This is a genomic window from Pseudaeromonas sp. HNCC25DJ182 (assembly GCF_055413365.1).
On the sequence record NZ_JBVAYG010000002.1, the window covers coordinates 76918 to 91927 of the forward strand.

At 54.2% G+C, this 15010-nt stretch carries 18 protein-coding genes; 8 read left to right on the top strand and 10 right to left on the bottom strand.

The features are described from left to right. The first annotated feature begins 353 nt into the window (after nt 1-353). A complete protein-coding gene (locus ACZYUB_RS02165) occupies nt 354-3497 on the top strand; it encodes an SEL1-like repeat protein (protein WP_463945170.1) in 3144 nt (1047 codons plus the stop codon). Nucleotides 3498-3575: 78 nt separating this feature from the next. On the opposite strand, the gene ACZYUB_RS02170 is transcribed toward ACZYUB_RS02165, so the two are convergent. The 10 genes from ACZYUB_RS02170 to kdsD are packed head-to-tail and all read right to left on the bottom strand — an operon-like array spanning nt 3576 to nt 10315. Beyond that, complete coding sequence (locus ACZYUB_RS02170) at nt 3576-3851, bottom strand: HPr family phosphocarrier protein (protein WP_463945172.1); 276 nt, start codon at nt 3849-3851, stop codon at nt 3576-3578. Next, nucleotides 3838-4704 (bottom strand): RNase adapter RapZ, encoded by an 867-nt coding sequence (gene rapZ, locus ACZYUB_RS02175; RefSeq protein WP_460881773.1) that lies wholly within the window; start codon nt 4702-4704, stop codon nt 3838-3840. Before rapZ ends, ACZYUB_RS02170 begins: the two co-directional genes overlap by 14 nt. 7 nt (nt 4705-4711) lie before the next feature. Continuing rightward, entirely contained in the window at nt 4712-5158 is a 447-nt protein-coding gene (gene ptsN, locus ACZYUB_RS02180) for a PTS IIA-like nitrogen regulatory protein PtsN (protein ID WP_463945174.1), read from the bottom strand. Nucleotides 5159-5160: 2 nt separating this feature from the next. Further along, complete coding sequence (hpf, locus tag ACZYUB_RS02185; RefSeq protein ID WP_460881775.1) at nt 5161-5448, bottom strand: ribosome hibernation promoting factor; 288 nt, start codon at nt 5446-5448, stop codon at nt 5161-5163. Between the two features lie 21 nt (nt 5449-5469). Continuing rightward, the gene (locus ACZYUB_RS02190) at nt 5470-6948 is read right to left on the bottom strand and encodes an RNA polymerase factor sigma-54 (RefSeq protein WP_463945176.1); all 1479 of its coding nucleotides are present in this window, start codon (nt 6946-6948) and stop codon (nt 5470-5472) included. 52 nt (nt 6949-7000) lie between these two features. Further along, nucleotides 7001-7726, bottom strand: a complete 726-nt coding sequence (gene lptB, locus ACZYUB_RS02195) for an LPS export ABC transporter ATP-binding protein (RefSeq protein WP_463945178.1) — start codon at nt 7724-7726, stop codon at nt 7001-7003. Nucleotide 7727: 1 nt separating this feature from the next. Continuing rightward, nucleotides 7728-8258 (bottom strand): lipopolysaccharide transport periplasmic protein LptA, encoded by a 531-nt coding sequence (lptA, locus tag ACZYUB_RS02200; RefSeq protein ID WP_463945180.1) that lies wholly within the window; start codon nt 8256-8258, stop codon nt 7728-7730. After that, nucleotides 8230-8790 carry an LPS export ABC transporter periplasmic protein LptC gene (lptC, locus tag ACZYUB_RS02205; protein ID WP_463945182.1) on the bottom strand — a complete coding sequence of 187 codons (561 nt, stop codon included), beginning with the start codon at nt 8788-8790 and terminating at the stop codon, nt 8230-8232. Before lptC ends, lptA begins: the two co-directional genes overlap by 29 nt. Beyond that, entirely contained in the window at nt 8787-9341 is a 555-nt protein-coding gene (gene kdsC, locus ACZYUB_RS02210; RefSeq protein WP_463945183.1) for a 3-deoxy-manno-octulosonate-8-phosphatase KdsC, read from the bottom strand. Before kdsC ends, lptC begins: the two co-directional genes overlap by 4 nt. Then, nucleotides 9341-10315, bottom strand: coding sequence for an arabinose-5-phosphate isomerase KdsD (gene kdsD / locus ACZYUB_RS02215; RefSeq protein WP_463945185.1), 975 nt, complete (start codon nt 10313-10315; stop codon nt 9341-9343). The genes kdsC and kdsD overlap by 1 nt, the downstream gene beginning before the upstream one ends. 184 nt (nt 10316-10499) lie before the next feature. Here kdsD and mlaF point away from each other — a divergent pair, with 184 nt between their 5' ends. From mlaF to murA, 7 genes are read left to right on the top strand one after another with little or no spacing between them, the layout of a single operon-like run. Next, complete coding sequence (gene mlaF, locus ACZYUB_RS02220) at nt 10500-11288, top strand: phospholipid ABC transporter ATP-binding protein MlaF (protein ID WP_463945187.1); 789 nt, start codon at nt 10500-10502, stop codon at nt 11286-11288. Continuing rightward, on the top strand, nt 11289-12068 hold the full coding sequence (mlaE, locus tag ACZYUB_RS02225; RefSeq protein WP_460881783.1) for a lipid asymmetry maintenance ABC transporter permease subunit MlaE: 780 nt from the start codon (nt 11289-11291) through the stop codon (nt 12066-12068). 5 nt (nt 12069-12073) lie between these two features. Next, the gene (gene mlaD, locus ACZYUB_RS02230) at nt 12074-12547 is read left to right on the top strand and encodes an outer membrane lipid asymmetry maintenance protein MlaD (RefSeq protein WP_463945189.1); all 474 of its coding nucleotides are present in this window, start codon (nt 12074-12076) and stop codon (nt 12545-12547) included. A 10-nt stretch (nt 12548-12557) separates the two neighbouring features. After that, nucleotides 12558-13190, top strand: a complete 633-nt coding sequence (gene mlaC / locus ACZYUB_RS02235) for a phospholipid-binding protein MlaC (protein ID WP_463945191.1) — start codon at nt 12558-12560, stop codon at nt 13188-13190. After that, nucleotides 13187-13447 (top strand): STAS domain-containing protein, encoded by a 261-nt coding sequence (locus ACZYUB_RS02240; protein WP_463945193.1) that lies wholly within the window; start codon nt 13187-13189, stop codon nt 13445-13447. The genes mlaC and ACZYUB_RS02240 overlap by 4 nt, the downstream gene beginning before the upstream one ends. Before the next feature lie 17 nt (nt 13448-13464). Continuing rightward, nucleotides 13465-13722: a BolA family iron metabolism protein IbaG gene (ibaG, locus tag ACZYUB_RS02245; RefSeq protein ID WP_460881796.1), complete on the top strand. Its 258-nt coding sequence runs from the start codon at nt 13465-13467 to the stop codon at nt 13720-13722. Between the two features lie 13 nt (nt 13723-13735). Beyond that, nucleotides 13736-15001, top strand: coding sequence for a UDP-N-acetylglucosamine 1-carboxyvinyltransferase (gene murA, locus ACZYUB_RS02250; RefSeq protein ID WP_463945195.1), 1266 nt, complete (start codon nt 13736-13738; stop codon nt 14999-15001). The last annotated feature ends 9 nt before the right edge of the window (nt 15002-15010 follow it).

The window sequence follows — 15010 nt, forward strand, 5'->3', positions numbered from 1 at the left end:
ATTAATTGCTGCGGGAATAGGCAAGTCGCCATAGTAATATGAAAAAAGTCAGAAGCCCTCACTTACTTTGTGGCGGTGGTGAGGAGTCAAGACTCCAGGACGTAAGATTCAAATGCGCAATGGAATGTGCTTCGGAATGGTAATGCCCACTCCCAACTCAGCCATCTTGTATGGTCAGAGTGCTGCCGTTGCCCACAAATGCTGATCCCGGGGTAACCCAAGGGTCGCGATATTTGTTCCGATTGTCCCTGTGTTATGTGACAAGCGGAATAATCCACATCTGGCATACCTGACTTTTTATGGTCATGGGTGCTGACCGGAATGTACTCATTCCCTGTTTGGTGGCGATTACTATGACAAAGAGTGCATCTTCATCCGTTGAGACCCGATTGGAGTCTGGTCTCAATGCGTTCAAGAATGGTGACTATCTTCAGGCTCTGGACAATTTACGCCCCATGGCTGAAGCCGGTGATGTCCAGGCCCAATATCAGATGGGAGTCATGGCGGCAGAAGGCTTGGGCATGAGCAAAGATGAGCTTGTCGCCCAAGAGTGGTTCCGTCGCGCGGCCGCGCAAGGTTCCTTACCTGCACAACGCAGTCTGGAGCGTCTGAATACGGTGCCGGCTCGCGTTGCGTGGCAGATGAGCGCTGCTACTGCAAGTAATCGTCAAGTATCGGCGCAAAGTTCCGGCATCAAGAAAGTTGAGCGCATAGTGGAAAGCCCGGAGCCGAAAAAAAAGCGGGTCAGCTGGAATGTCAGCGGTTCTGTTGCCACAGATATTGAGCATGAGGCCCCGCCCGTGACTCCGGTACGGGCAGCGCCAGTCACCAATGAAGTTACTTGGCGCATGAACACTGCAACCCACTCACCTCAGTCAGGATTGTCCCAACTGCGGCAGGCGGCGGAGCAAGGCGATGCCGAGTCCCAATACAGTTATGGTATGACTCACGCCTATGGTCGTGGTGTGGCGGAAGATCCGACCCAAGGAGCCTTCTGGCTCAATCGCGCTGCAGAGCAGGGACACTTGCTGGCTCAGCTGAATTTGGCGCAGCTGTTCATGCAGGGCAAGGGCGTCTCGCACGATGAATTGCAGGGGTTGGTCTGGTATCGTCGGGCCGCCGAGGCGGGTTCGATAGAGGCACAATACCAGATGGCGGTTGTCAGTCGGAACCCTGACTCTCCCTTCTATGATGTCGCACAAGCCATGCACTGGTTGCAACGTGCGGCTGAACAGGACCATGCGGATGCCCTGTGTCTGCTGGGACAGATGTACCAGTTAGGTGAGGGTGTCGAACAGGACCTGGACAAGGCGCGTAGCTATTATCAGAGTGCGGCAGAAAAAGAGAGCTCCGAGGCGCAATATCGCTTGGGGCAACTCTGGGTTGAAGGGCGAGAGCCCGATTATCCGCAGGCCTTGTATTGGCTCCGACGCAGCGCCGACCAGGGGAATGCCAATGCTCAATTGGCATTGGCCAAGATGTATGAGCATGGACTGGGTGTTCCCCAATTCCATCAACAGGCCACAGATTTATACCTAAAAGCGGCTGAGCAGGGATTGGTTGAGGCTCAGTACCGTCTGGCCTGTATGTGTCTGCATGGCATGGGGATTTCAGAGGATGTGCAACAGGCTTTGCTCTGGTTCCGTAAATCGGCTGATGCTGGCTTGGCGGATGCCCAATATCAGTTGGGACGCCTGCTGGAGCTGAATCTGGTGGATCACGAGAGTGATGATGACAGTGAACGGGATAGTAGCCGTATGTCACGGAGCGTCTCCTGGACGCAAACCGGCCGCAGCAGCGCCCCCTCACCGCAAGCCTGGAAAGAGGCGTTTGTCTGGTATAAACGAGCTGCGGATCAGGATCATGTCGATGCCCAGTACGCACTTTCCATGCTGTACGAGCAGGGGCGCGGTGTAGAGGCGAATGCAAGCCAGTCGTTGTACTGGGTGCGGAAAGCCGCAGAGCAAGGGCATTCAGGAGCTCAATTGCGCCTGGCTTGCCGCTATGAAGCCGGAGCCAGTGTTGAACAGGATGAGGAATTAGCATTCCATTGGTATCGCAAAGCGGCAGAACAGGGCGATCCCGCGGCCCTGTATGCGCTTGGATTGCAGTACGAGCGTGGGCGGGGTATCAAGCTGGATGAACAGCAAGCAGTCACCTGTTATATCCAGGCGGCGGCCCAAGGTCACCTCAAATCCCAGTTCAAACTCGGGTTTGCCTATGAGCATGGACGAGGTGTCTGCCAGGACCGCATCAAGGCGGCCGAATATTACCAGCGTGCAGCTGAAGCGGGTCACGCCGAGTCACAATTCAACTTAGCCAGCATGTATCTGCAAGGGGATGGCGTCCATCTGGATTCTTCCAAGGCGGCTTTGTGGCTGAATAAAATTGTTGAGGCCGGAGATGCCCGAGCGCAATTCATGCTGGGGCAGCTGTATGAGACCGGTGCTGGTATTGCCCAGGATGAACTGAAAGCGGCAGAGTTATATCGCAAGGCGGCTGATCAGAATGAACCACGGGCTCAGTTGGCGTTGGGTCGGATGTACGAACGGGGACGTGGCGTGACGCGCAGTTTCCGCGAGGCCGCCAATTGGTATCAGAAAGCCGCGGAGCAAGGGTCCGCTGAAGGCCAGTTCATCCTGGGTGGTTTTTACCGGATGGGTCGAGGCGTGCAACAAGACTATCGTCAGGCTGTACAGTGGTTCCGGAAATCGGCTGAGCAGGGAAATCAGCAGGCTTATCTGGCGTTAGGGCGACTTTACGAACTGGGTCAAGGCGTCTTGCAGGATCATCTACAGGCGCTTTCATTCTATCGCCGGGTAGCGGCTGAAGGAGTGGCCGAGGCTCAGAATCGCTTGGGCACTATGTACCGCCAAGGCTTGGGCGTTCAGCAGGATGATGCCGAGGCCGTTGCCTGGTTCAATAAATCGGCTGCGCAGGGTGATCCGCAGGGCTGTTCCCAGTTGGCAGAACTCTGTCTGCAGGGGCTTGGTTGCGAGGTCGATAGTGGTCGTGCGTTGCAGCTATTCCGTCAGGCCGCGGAATTAGGGCATGCCGATGCGCAATACCACCTAGCCATGTTGTTCGAAACCGGGCGAGTGGTTGAGTTGGATTATCAGCAGGCGGCAAGCTGGTATCGTCTGGCGGTCGATCAGGGACATGCTAAAGCGCAGTACCAACTTGGGGTCATGTTCCAGGAGGGCCGAGGAGCGCCACAGAATTTCCACCAAGCGGCGGCTCTGTTCTCCCGGGCTGCAGAGCAAGGGCATGCCCTCGCGCAGTACAACCTGGCTTGCCTGTATCAGCAGGGGGTGGGTGTGCCACAGGATAATCAACAGGCCTATGTTTGGAGTTCGTTGGCGGTTGCCGGCGGTTGCCGTCTCAGTGAGGCACAACAGCTCCGAGACAATATGGCGCGATTGCTGAACGCTGCACAATTAATCGAGGCGCAGCGTGAAGCAACCTTGTTTTTTGAGCAGTGGCAGATGCAGGTGTAATTAACCAGTCAACGATTACGAGCACAAAAAACGCCGGTTATAAAACCGGCGTTTTTTTCATGTTTGCTGCTTCGAATCTTATTCTGCTTCTTCGAATCGTGCCGCGACCAGTTGCTCGACGGCGTCCATGACCGCCTCGGCATCCGGACCTTCGCAGGTGACATGAATACTGGATCCTTGAGCGGCCTCAAGCATCAATAACCCCATGACGCTATCTGCGCTGGCCTCTTTTTCTTCATTGCTGACCATGATGGTTGCCTGATAGCTGGCGGTGAGTTGCACTAGTTTGATGGCAGCACGGGCGTGAAGTCCGAGTTTGTTGATGATGGGTAGTCGTTTCTCAATGCGAGGCATGGGATTTCTCCAGCGTTCGATGACGGACCTGGACGGTCTTGTTTCTGGCGCGGAAACTGGCGGCTAACAGTTCGGTGATGAACACGGATCTGTGTTGCCCTCCAGTACACCCGATGGCAACCGTGACATAGCTACGGTTGTTCCGCTCCAGATGGGGAAGCCAGTTACTCAGCAGGGTTTCGATCTGCTGGCTGTAGAGCATGACATCCGGCTGTGCTTGCAGGTATTCACGGACTGGTGCATCCAGCCCGGTCAGAACCCTGAGCTCAGGAACCCAGTGTGGATTAGGGAGAAACCGGGCATCGAATACGAAATCTGCATCTTTGGGGGTGCCATGTTTGAAGCCGAACGACTCAAAGACCAGAACCAGTTCTTTTTCTTTGCGTCCCAAAACTCGTTCACAGATCTGCTCGCTGAGGTCGTGAATGCTCAGCATGCTGGTATCAATCCGCAGATCCGCCGTGGATGACAGGGGCGCTAGGAGATGGGTCTCTTGTTGGATGGCTTGATCCAGCGAGAGGTGCTTGCGCGACAGTGGATGTAAACGCCTGCTTTCGCCATAGCGACGGATCAGCGTGGCATTATCGGCATCGGTAAAAATACTGGAAAATTCGATATCGCTGGCCTGACGGATTTGGCCCAGCAGGTTATCAATATCACCGCTTTCATCCGGCATGTTACGCACATCAATGCTGACGGCGAGTTGGTCATAACGATCCCGGGCTTCCAGCACCAATTGGGGCAGTAAGGTAACCGGAAGATTATCGACGCAATAGTAGCCCAGGTCTTCTAGGACACGCAGGGCTATGGTTTTTCCCGAGCCAGAGCGGCCACTGACCACGATCAATTTCATGGGCGCCTCAGGGGGCAATCATCAGTTGATAGAGCGCTTCGTCATTCTCGGCCTGGCGGAGTAGACGACAAAAAGCCTTGTCATTCAACTTGCTAGCGATAAGTGAGAGCGTCTTGAGATGGGTTTTACATTCACTTTCCGGTACCAGCAGGGCAAACAGGATGTCGACAGGCTGGTTATCGATCGCATCGAAGGCAATGGCTTGATCCAGTGTCAGAAATACCGCTGTCAAAGGGTGTCCGTCCGGGATCCGGCCATGAGGAATGGCGATGGCGCCGCCAATGCCGGTACTGCCCATCTTTTCACGGGCCAACAGGCGTTCAAATAGTTCTTGCTCATCCAATCCTAACCGCTGGGCGGCCAGTTCACTGATGAGTTCAATGGCGCGTTTTTTACTGGAACAAGGGACTGCACTTTTGGTGCAGTCCCTGCTGAGAAAGTCCTGAATTAACATAGTTACTTACTATTCAATTTTTCTTTGTGCTTGATGATCTGGCGATCCAGCTTATCAATCAAGGTATCGATTGCGGCATACATGTCGGCTTGCTGGGAATTGGCAAAAATCTCGCCCCCATTGACGTTGAGTTTGGCTTCGGCGATCTGGTTGAGCTTTTCAACCGTGAGAATGACTTGAACATTATTGATCTGTTCGAAGTGACGCTCCAGCTTGGCAAATTTGCTATTTACGAAGTCACGCAGCGGGTCGGTAATTTCGATGTGATGACCTGACAGGTTAATTTGCATAACGTCTTCCTTTTGTTTGGCCTACAACAGGCGTTTGCGCTGACTGGATGGCGGTATTGACAAGGACTCTCGATACTTAGCGATGGTCCGTCTGGCTACCATAATACCTTGTTCAGTAAGCAAATCCGCGATCTTGCTATCGCTTAAGGGTTTTGCTGTATTTTCCGCCGCGACCAGCTTCTTGATCAAAGCCCGGATTGCGGTGGAGGAACACTCCCCTCCATTATCAGTATTGACGTGACTTGAGAAAAAGTACTTAAGTTCGAAGATTCCACGAGGCGTATGCATGAATTTTTGTGTGGTCACGCGCGAAATGGTCGACTCATGCATTTCTACCGCTTCGGCGACATCATTCAGAACCATGGGCTTCATGGCCTCTTCGCCATATTCGAAGAAGTCTTGCTGCTGCAACACGATACAATTGGCTACTTTCAGCAGGGTCTCATTCCTGCTCTCCAGGCTCTTGATAAACCATTTGGCCTCTTGCAAGTGTGAGCGGATGAACTGACTGTCACTGCTGTTTCGCGCGCTGCGGGCCATGGAGGCATAGGTTTCGTTGATGCGAATTTTCGGCATGGCGTCCGGGTTTAATTCCACCACCCACTTGCCCTGTTTCTTGCTGACTGCGACATCCGGAATCACATATTGGGAGTCGCTTTGGATGATACTGTTGCCGGGCCGCGGCTCCAGATGCTGGATCAGATCCAGTGCTTCTTTGAGCTCGCCCTCTTTGAGCTGCATCTTGCGAGCCAGATTGCGATAGTCCCGACTGGCCAGCAAATCCATATGCTCTTGCAGGATGGTTTTAGCTTCTTGAAGCCAAGGCGTGGTCTGTGGATATTGTCCCAGTTGGATCAACAGACACTCCTGGACGGAGCGGGAGGCGACACCGATGGGATCAAAGTGCTGCACTCGTTTGAGTACGGCTTCGACTTCATCCAGTTCGACTTCCTGTTCATCGGACTGCACTGCTTCAAGAATATCTTCCAGAGTGGCCGTCAAGTAACCGGATTCATCAATGGCATCGATGATCGAGAGCGCGATTGCCTGATCCAGCTCGCTAAATGGCGTCAACTGCATTTGCCAAAGCAGATAATCTTGTAGTGTTTCTGTGGTTTCACCCTGATAGACAGGCTCATCATCGCCGCTGGGTAAGCCACTGGCCTGATGGGTTCCTGCGGTATACAGCTCATCCCAGGTGGTATCCATCGGCAACTCATCCGGCATGTTTTCCTGATTGAGTGCGTCGCTGGTGTTGAGCTGGCTACCATCCTGTTCATCTCGCGCTTCGTCAGCGGCTTGGGCATCGTCCCGTTCTTGCTCCGACATGGGCTCCAGATTATCACTCTCCTCCTGCTCCAGCAGGGGATTGGCATCGAGTGCCTGCTGGATCTCCTGTTGGAGCTCCAGTGTGGAGAGTTGTAGCAAGCGTATGGCTTGCTGAAGCTGTGGCGTCATGGCCAATGACTGACCAAGGCGCAACTGTAAAGTCGGTTTCATTAGTATCGCTCTTTCCTTAAATCGACAAACCGGGTCCTGCAGAGAGTGTTACCTATAGGGTGAATCCTTCTCCCAGATAAACTTTTTTCACCTGTTCGTTGTTGAGGATGTCGCTTGGTGCGCCCTCGGCAATAAGCTTGCCATGACTGACGATATAGGCTTTCTCGCAGACATCCAAGGTTTCTCGTACGTTATGATCGGTAATTAATACCCCAAGCCCACGATCGCGTAAATGTTCGATGATGCGTTTGATGTCGATCACCGAGATAGGGTCGACACCGGCAAATGGTTCATCTAACAGGATAAATCTGGGGTCTGCGGCCAGAGCTCTGGCGATTTCCACCCGTCGTCGTTCACCGCCGGAGAGGCTCATGCCAAGGCTATGGCGGATATGACTGATGTGAAACTCCTCGAGAAGAGACTCCATCTTGTCCGTTCTTTCCTCCCGGGTGAGATCACCACGGACTTCCAGTACACCCATTAAATTTTGTTCCACCGTGAGGCGACGGAAGATCGAGGCCTCCTGGGGGAGGTAACCAATGCCGTTTCTGGCGCGTTCGTGCATTGGCAACGAGGTGATGTCGATGTCATCGACCGTTACGCTACCGCCATCTTGGGGTACCAGGCCGACAATCATGTAGAACGAGGTGGTTTTGCCGGCGCCATTAGGCCCGAGCAAGCCGACGACCTGCCCTGTTTCCACTTGTAGGCTGACGTCACTGACTACGGTGCGGCTTTTATAACTCTTCTTCAGAGCGCTGGCTTTTAACAACGACATCTTATTGACCATCCTTCTGACTGGTCTGCTCTTGCAACTGTTCCGGCAAGAAAACGGTCTTGACTCGTGAGCCCTTGGCGGTACTTTCAGCTGCCATTTGCTGCTTCTGGATGTCATAGCGGATGACATCGCCGCTCACTTCATTATCTTCCTGCTGCAATTTGGCCTTGTCGCTGAGCACAACCAGCTTCTCTTTGAGCTTGTAGTGCAGACGGTTGGCGCTGGCCTTGACCGGTTTACCATTATCCAGGACCTGGAAGAAGGTCGCTGGAGTACCGTAGGCGATCATCTCTTCTGCACCCTTCTGGCCATTGCGAATGACCTCGACTTTACTAGCCGTGATTTTGATGGTGCCTTGAGTGATCACCACATCATCGAGAAACGACACCTTGTTGTCGCCCAATTCGGCCAGTTGTCGTTGTGAGTCGACATATATTTTTTGCTGATAATCGGTTTGTTTGGCTATCCCGGCGCTGGAAGCCAGCAGCAGACAGCAAAGCACCTTAGCGGGCTTGGTTAAAGTAAATCGCATGACTGTTGTCCAATAGTTCATAGCTGTTTTGGTCCAGTTTTCCCAACAAACCAACCCCTTCATTGCGGAAGCCGGGTCCTTCGATCACGACTTTCAGATTGGTGCGCATCTGCTGGTTAGTTAGGTCCAGCTCCATGTAGTCGGTGGTCAGTCGTTCGGCGATGGGCTGCGGGCTCAGATTCTTCAGGATCACCTGATTGCGCAAAATAGCGCTATCACTGTTGTTTAGAACCCCCTTCTCGCCGCTGAGCTCCCATAGTGGTTTACCATCAGTACCCCGGGTCGTGATACGCGGATGCTCCAGTTCGCTCATCTCTAACTGAGCGTAGTGTTCGGCGTAGTCGGCGGCCAACTCTTCCTTGAGGTGCCCTTTGGCATCGTAATGCTGGGTTCTCAAGGCCTTGGCGGTAAAGGAGGGCTGGTAGATCGAGCCGTTCAGGGCCTGGCTGTTGTCACTTTCCTGATCGAACCAGCGCCAGAGCCCCAAGGCGAGGAGAAACATCAGACCAATCAGCCAATTCTGGCGACTCATACCGATGCCCCTTGTGCCTGATCCAGTGCCTGATTGGCTTGCAGCAGCAGATCGCACACTTCACGCACCGCACCTTCGCCACCGCGTAGCCGGGTGATGTAACGAGCGGCTCGTTGTGCTAACGGGTGCGCATCCGCCACGGCAACGCCCAGACAACTGGCCTGCATGACTGGAATATCAATCACATCATCGCCAATGTAGGCCGCCTGATTGGCTTCCAGACCGAGGACATCCAGCAGATCCTGAAATGCGGGCAGCTTGGCGCCTTGGCCCTGATAGAGATGCTCAATACCCAACGCCGCCATCCGATCGCTGACGATTTTCGAGCTCCGACCGGTGATGATACCGACCTCAATGCCAATATCGCGTAGTGCCTTGAGACCAAAGCCGTCTTTGGTGTGGAACGTCTTGAGTTCCTCCCCCTGATTGCCCATGTAGATGCGGCCATCCGAAAGGACGCCGTCCACATCGCACACCAGCAGCCGGATCTGTCCGGCACGAGCGAACACATCGGTGCTGACCGGGCCATACAGGGTCTCGATTTGGCTCATCAGACAACTCCAGCTTTCAGCACATCGTGCATATTGAAGGCGCCGATTGGACGGTTACTCTTATCGACGACGACCAAGCCGTTGATTTTTTTCGTTTGCATCAATTGTACGGCCTCGGCAGCCAACATTTCGGCTGGGACTGTCGTACAACCGGTTTTCATCACACTCTCGATACGAGTCTGATGGATGTCAACGCGCTGATCCAGGATCCGGCGCAGGTCACCATCGGTAAACAACCCGGCCAAGGTACCGTCGGCATTGAGGATGGTGGTCATGCCCAGTCCCTTGGCACTGACTTCCAGCAGAGCATCACGAATGGATGCCTCGCGCGAGACGGCTGGCAGCAGGTCACCGCTGTGCATCAGATCGGAATTGCGCAGCAACAGCTTACGGCCCAGGGCGCCACCAGGATGCGACATGGCAAAGTCTTCACTGGTAAATCCACGAGCCTCCAGCAAGGCGACGGCCAGGGCATCTCCCATGACCAGCGTGGCTGTGGTACTGGCGGTGGGGGCGAGTCCCAGCGGACAGGCTTCTTCGGGGACCCGGATACACAGATGAATATCAGCCTCGTTGCCCATGGTGGAAGCGGGATTGCTGGTCATACAGATGAGCGGGTTACCCCAGCGTTTCAGAACCGGCAATACCGCCAGAATTTCGCTGCTTTCTCCCGAGTTGGAGATGGCGATGACCACATCCTGCGGGGATATCATTCCCAGGTCGCCATGACTGGCTTCACCAGGGTGGACAAAAAAAGCCGCCGTACCGGTACTGGCGAAGCTGGCAGCCATTTTGCGCGCTATATGGCCGGATTTGCCCATGCCCATGACGATAACTTTTCCGGTGCAGCGGAGCATCAGGTCACAGGCACGAGTGAATTCATCATTGATATATTCCTGCAGCCCGCGCAAGGCTGCGATCTCGGTTTCCAGCACCCGGAGACCCACCTTCCGGTAATCGAACGATTTGGACATTATTCTGACTCCACAACAACTTACTGGCCGATTATATGAAACTCGAGGGGCAGAAGCGAATAACAACGCGTTAGCCAAGTTAAACCTCAGCCATACAGAACAAGTTCCATACTGGCTTCCAGTTGCGAGTTGGATCACACCCCCCTACAATGCGCACACTTACTAGCGCATCAGGGAGCTTCATTTGAGTGATGATTTGATCCGCATCTCCGGGCTAAGCTTCAGCCACGGTGAAAGGCTGTTGTACGATGATATCAGCCTGACGATTCCACGGGGCAAGATTACCGCCTTCATGGGGCCAAGCGGCATCGGCAAAACGACCTTGCTGCGGTTGATCGGCGGTCAAATCAAACCGGATGCCGGCCAGATCCTGTTCGATGGCCAGAACGTGCCGGAACTCTCCCGTCGTGAATTGTATGACTTGCGCAAGCGCATGAGCATGCTGTTTCAAAGCGGCGCGCTGTTTACCGGACTCAACGTGTTTGACAACGTGGCTTTCCCGCTGCGTGAACACACCCGATTACCGGACGAGCTGTTACGAACTCTGGTGTTGATGAAGCTGGAGTCGGTCGGTTTGCGTGGGGCTGAGCACTTGATGCCATCTGAACTTTCCGGTGGCATGGCCCGTCGCGCGGCTCTGGCGCGCGCTATTGCGCTGGATCCCGAGCTCATCATGTATGATGAGCCGTTCGTGGGTCAGGATCCCATTACCATGGCGGTTCTGGTCAAGCTCATCAAGCAGCTGAATAACACCTTGAATATAACCTCGGTGATCGTCTCTCACGATGTCCCCGAGGTCATGAGCATTGCTGATTATGTCTATCTGATTGCCAATCGCAAAGTGGTGGCCCATGGCACACCCGAGCAATTGCGCGAAGAAGCCAATCCAGAAGTGGTGCAGTTTATCCACGGTCTCCCTGATGGTCCGGTTCCCTTTCATTATCCGGCCAATGATTACTTGCAGGAACTTTGAATGTTGTTAGAGCCTATCTTGCGTCTGGGACGCACTGGCATTCGTAGCCTGGAGGCCATCGGGCGGGCGGGGATCATGCTGTATCACGCCCTGGTCGGGCGACCACAACCGGCTAAACATTTTCCGTTGTTGATCCAGCAGCTCTATGTAGTGGGTGTGCAGTCGGTGTTGATCATCCTGGTCTCCGGACTGTTCATCGGCATGGTGCTCGGCTTGCAAGGCTACAACGTACTGGTTGAATTCAAGGCGGAAGGCAGCTTGGGTCCTCTGGTTTCTCTTTCCTTACTGCGTGAACTTGGACCTGTGGTTGCCGCCCTGTTGTTTGCGGGGCGAGCGGGTTCGGCCTTGACGGCGGAAATCGGTCTGATGAAGGCGACAGAGCAGCTTTCCAGCCTGGAGATGATGGCCATAGATCCGTTGCGGCGTATTGTGTCCCCGCGCTTCTGGGCCGGAGTGATCAGCCTGCCATTGCTGGCCTTGATGTTCAGCTTGATTGGCATCTATGGCGGCAAGCTAGTGGGTGTCGATTGGCTGGGGGTCGATGAAGGGACCTTCTGGTCTGGCATGCAGGCGGCTGTGGATTTTGGTGAGGATGTGATGCAGGGATGTATCAAGAGCCTGGTATTTGCATTGGTAGTGACCTGGATTGCGTTGTTCAACGGCTATGATGCCAAACCGACTTCGGCCGGCATCAGCCAGGCTACGACGCGCACCGTGGTTCACTCCTCACTGGCTGTGCTCGGCCTCGATTTTATTCTGACTGCGGTCATGTTTGGGTGAGTATGATGAAATTCAATAAGATAGAGTTTGTCGTTGGCTGTTTCATGCTGGCTGGGATCCTGGCAGGCGTGCTGTTGGCACTCAAGGTCGCCGGTCTGACCTTCGACGATGGCCGTACCACGTACGCCCTGTATGCCCGCTTTGACAATATTGGTGGCCTGAAAGTACGTTCGCCGATCAAGATCGGCGGGGTAGTGGTCGGCCGGGTCGCCAATATCCAGATTGATAACAAAACACTGGCCCCGGTTGTCGAGATGCAGATCCAGCAGCAGTTCAATGCTCTGGCTAGTACCACCACGGCATCCATTCTGACCTCGGGCTTGCTCGGAGAACAATATATCGGTCTGACACCCGGCTTCATGGATGAGGAGATGGGGACTGAGGTGTTGAAGGATGGCGATCGGATTGAAGACACCAAGTCAGCCATCGTATTGGAGGACTTAATCGGTAAGTTCCTCTACAGCCAAAGCAACAAGTGAGGCTCATCCTATGTTGAAAAAATTGATTGGTATTCTGCTGCTGGCTTGTCTCGGTAGTTCGGCACAAGCAGCCTATCCTGCGGATCCCTTTGCGTTGATCAATGAAGCGGCCAACCGCACCTTTGACCGATTGAATAAAGACCAGCAGAAGATCCACAGCGAACCCGGTTATCTGCGAGTGGTGATCCGCGATGAACTGATGCCCTATGTCGACAATAAATTTGCCGCCTACAAGGTTATTGGCAGCAACATCAAAGAGACCACACCGGCACAACGCGACCGCTTCACCCTGGCATTCACCGATTACATCATCGCCACCTATGCCGATGCGCTGGCGAAATATGATCAACAAAAAATCAAGGTTGAATCACCTCGTGATTTGGGTGATGACAAGGTGGTCTCGGTGAATGTGGCGGTGCTGGATCCGGGTAAACCGGATATCAACGTCATCTTCAAGTTGCGTCAAAACAACAAGACGGGTGAATGGAAGGCATTCGACATGGTGGCCGAAGGGATCAGTCTGCTCTCCTCCAAGCAGTCCGAGCTCGGCGGCATGATCCGGGATAAAGGTATTGATGCGGTTAGCCAGATGCTGGAAGAGCACAATAAGAAGCCAGTCCAACTGCCAGGCAAAAAATCGTGAAAATTAGTGGTGTGATCGACGCCGAACGAGTTGCGGTCTGGTGGACGCAACGTGACTCCCTGTTTACCAACAATCAGCTGGATCTGGCGGCGGTCACGCATATTGATTCCGCCGGATTGGCCTTTCTGGTCAAGTGGGGCAAAGCCCGGCAAGCAGCTGGTGAACTCATGCGCCTGACCGGGGTTTCCGATAGTTTCGCCAAGCTGTGCTCTCTGTATGCAGTCGAGCCACTCTTTGACCTGCAATCCCAGCCCTAATTACGAGACGAGAAATGATGCAACCTACCGAGATTGAGAGTATCCTGCGGGCCGCATTGTCACTGGATGAGGTCTATGCCCAGGGTGATGGTGGCCACTTTCAAGTGATTGCCGTATCCCCGCTGTTTGCCGACATGAGTCGGGTCAAGAAACAGCAGACCGTCTATGCGCCCCTCTCGGAGCATATTGCCTCCAATGCCATTCATGCGCTGAGCATCAAGGCTTTTACTCCCGAGGAGTGGAAGCGCGAGAAGAAATTTATCATGCCCTCCTGAGGGAACGGATCTGATGGACAAATTCAAGATTTATGGTGGTTGCAGCCTGAACGGTGATGTGACCATTTCTGGCGCCAAAAATGCTGCGCTGCCAATACTGTTTGCTTCCTTGTTGTGTGACGAAGAGATCCATCTCAGCAATGTACCTCATCTCAAGGATGTGAATACTACGCTGAAATTGCTGGAAATCTTGGGCGCGACTGTTCAGCGTAACGGCTCTGTTACTGTACTGGCCGGCGCGGTGAACCATCACATCGCACCCTATGAACTGGTCAAGACCATGCGTGCCTCGATCCTGGCGCTGGGCCCGTTGACAGCCCGCTTCGGCATGGCGGATGTTTCTCTGCCGGGCGGATGCGCCATTGGCGCTCGTCCGGTTAATCTGCACATTCACGGCCTGGAGCTGATGGGTGCCAAGATTGTGGTCGAAGAGGGCTACATCAAGGCACGTGTTGATGGTCGCCTCAAGGGGGCGCACATCCTGATGGATATGGTCTCGGTCACCGGGACGGAAAACCTGATGATGGCCGCTGTCTTGGCCGATGGCCGTACCGTGATTGAAAATGCGGCCCGCGAACCCGAAGTGGTTGACCTGGCCAATTTCCTGATTGCGCTGGGTGCCAAGATCCAGGGGGTCGGCACTGCCACTCTGACCATCGATGGTGTCGAAAAACTGCATGGCGGCGAATACCGTGTGCAGCCTGATCGTATCGAAACCGGCACCTTCCTGGTTGGTGCTGCTATCTCCAATGGCTGCATCACCTGTCACCAGACCGATCCTTCCTTGCTGGAAGCCGTGTTGGTGAAGCTGGAAGAAGCCGGTGCCCTTATTGAAAAGGGTAAGGACTGGATCAAGCTGGATATGCGTGGTCGCACCCTGAAGCCGGTAAATATTACCACGGCTCCCTATCCGGCATTTCCGACCGATATGCAGGCGCAATTTACGGTGCTCAATGCCGTGGCCAAGGGAACCGGTATGGTGACGGAAACCATCTTCGAGAATCGTTTCATGCATGTTCCCGAGTTGGTGCGTATGGGCGCGGATGTTGAATTGCAAGGCAATACCGCAGTATGCCGGGATACCGATCACCTAAGCGGTGCCCAGGTGATGGCCACGGATCTGCGCGCCTCCGCCAGTCTGGTGCTGGCCGGCTTCGTTGCCGAAGGGATCACCATGGTGGATCGTATCTACCATATTGATCGTGGCTATGAAGACATCGAAGGCAAGTTGCGTGGGCTCGGTGGCAAAATCGAGCGTATCCACGGTGAACCGGTCTAACTGCCATCA

Bases quoted from the DNA above. Each gene is read 5' to 3' on its own strand.
- ACZYUB_RS02165 (WP_463945170.1), top strand. From the start codon at position 354: ATGACAAAGAGTGCATCTTCATCCGTTGAGACCCGATTGGAGTCTGGT.
- ACZYUB_RS02170 (WP_463945172.1), bottom strand. From the start codon at position 3,851: ATGCCTCGCATTGAGAAACGACTACCCATCATCAACAAACTCGGACTT.
- rapZ (WP_460881773.1), bottom strand. From the start codon at position 4,704: ATGAAATTGATCGTGGTCAGTGGCCGCTCTGGCTCGGGAAAAACCATA.
- ptsN (WP_463945174.1), bottom strand. From the start codon at position 5,158: ATGTTAATTCAGGACTTTCTCAGCAGGGACTGCACCAAAAGTGCAGTC.
- hpf (WP_460881775.1), bottom strand. From the start codon at position 5,448: ATGCAAATTAACCTGTCAGGTCATCACATCGAAATTACCGACCCGCTG.
- ACZYUB_RS02190 (WP_463945176.1), bottom strand. From the start codon at position 6,948: ATGAAACCGACTTTACAGTTGCGCCTTGGTCAGTCATTGGCCATGACG.
- lptB (WP_463945178.1), bottom strand. From the start codon at position 7,726: ATGTCGTTGTTAAAAGCCAGCGCTCTGAAGAAGAGTTATAAAAGCCGC.
- lptA (WP_463945180.1), bottom strand. From the start codon at position 8,258: ATGCGATTTACTTTAACCAAGCCCGCTAAGGTGCTTTGCTGTCTGCTG.
- lptC (WP_463945182.1), bottom strand. From the start codon at position 8,790: ATGAGTCGCCAGAATTGGCTGATTGGTCTGATGTTTCTCCTCGCCTTG.
- kdsC (WP_463945183.1), bottom strand. From the start codon at position 9,341: ATGAGCCAAATCGAGACCCTGTATGGCCCGGTCAGCACCGATGTGTTC.
- kdsD (WP_463945185.1), bottom strand. From the start codon at position 10,315: ATGTCCAAATCGTTCGATTACCGGAAGGTGGGTCTCCGGGTGCTGGAA.
- mlaE (WP_460881783.1), top strand. From the start codon at position 11,289: ATGTTGTTAGAGCCTATCTTGCGTCTGGGACGCACTGGCATTCGTAGC.
- mlaD (WP_463945189.1), top strand. From the start codon at position 12,074: ATGAAATTCAATAAGATAGAGTTTGTCGTTGGCTGTTTCATGCTGGCT.
- mlaC (WP_463945191.1), top strand. From the start codon at position 12,558: ATGTTGAAAAAATTGATTGGTATTCTGCTGCTGGCTTGTCTCGGTAGT.
- ibaG (WP_460881796.1), top strand. From the start codon at position 13,465: ATGCAACCTACCGAGATTGAGAGTATCCTGCGGGCCGCATTGTCACTG.
- murA (WP_463945195.1), top strand. From the start codon at position 13,736: ATGGACAAATTCAAGATTTATGGTGGTTGCAGCCTGAACGGTGATGTG.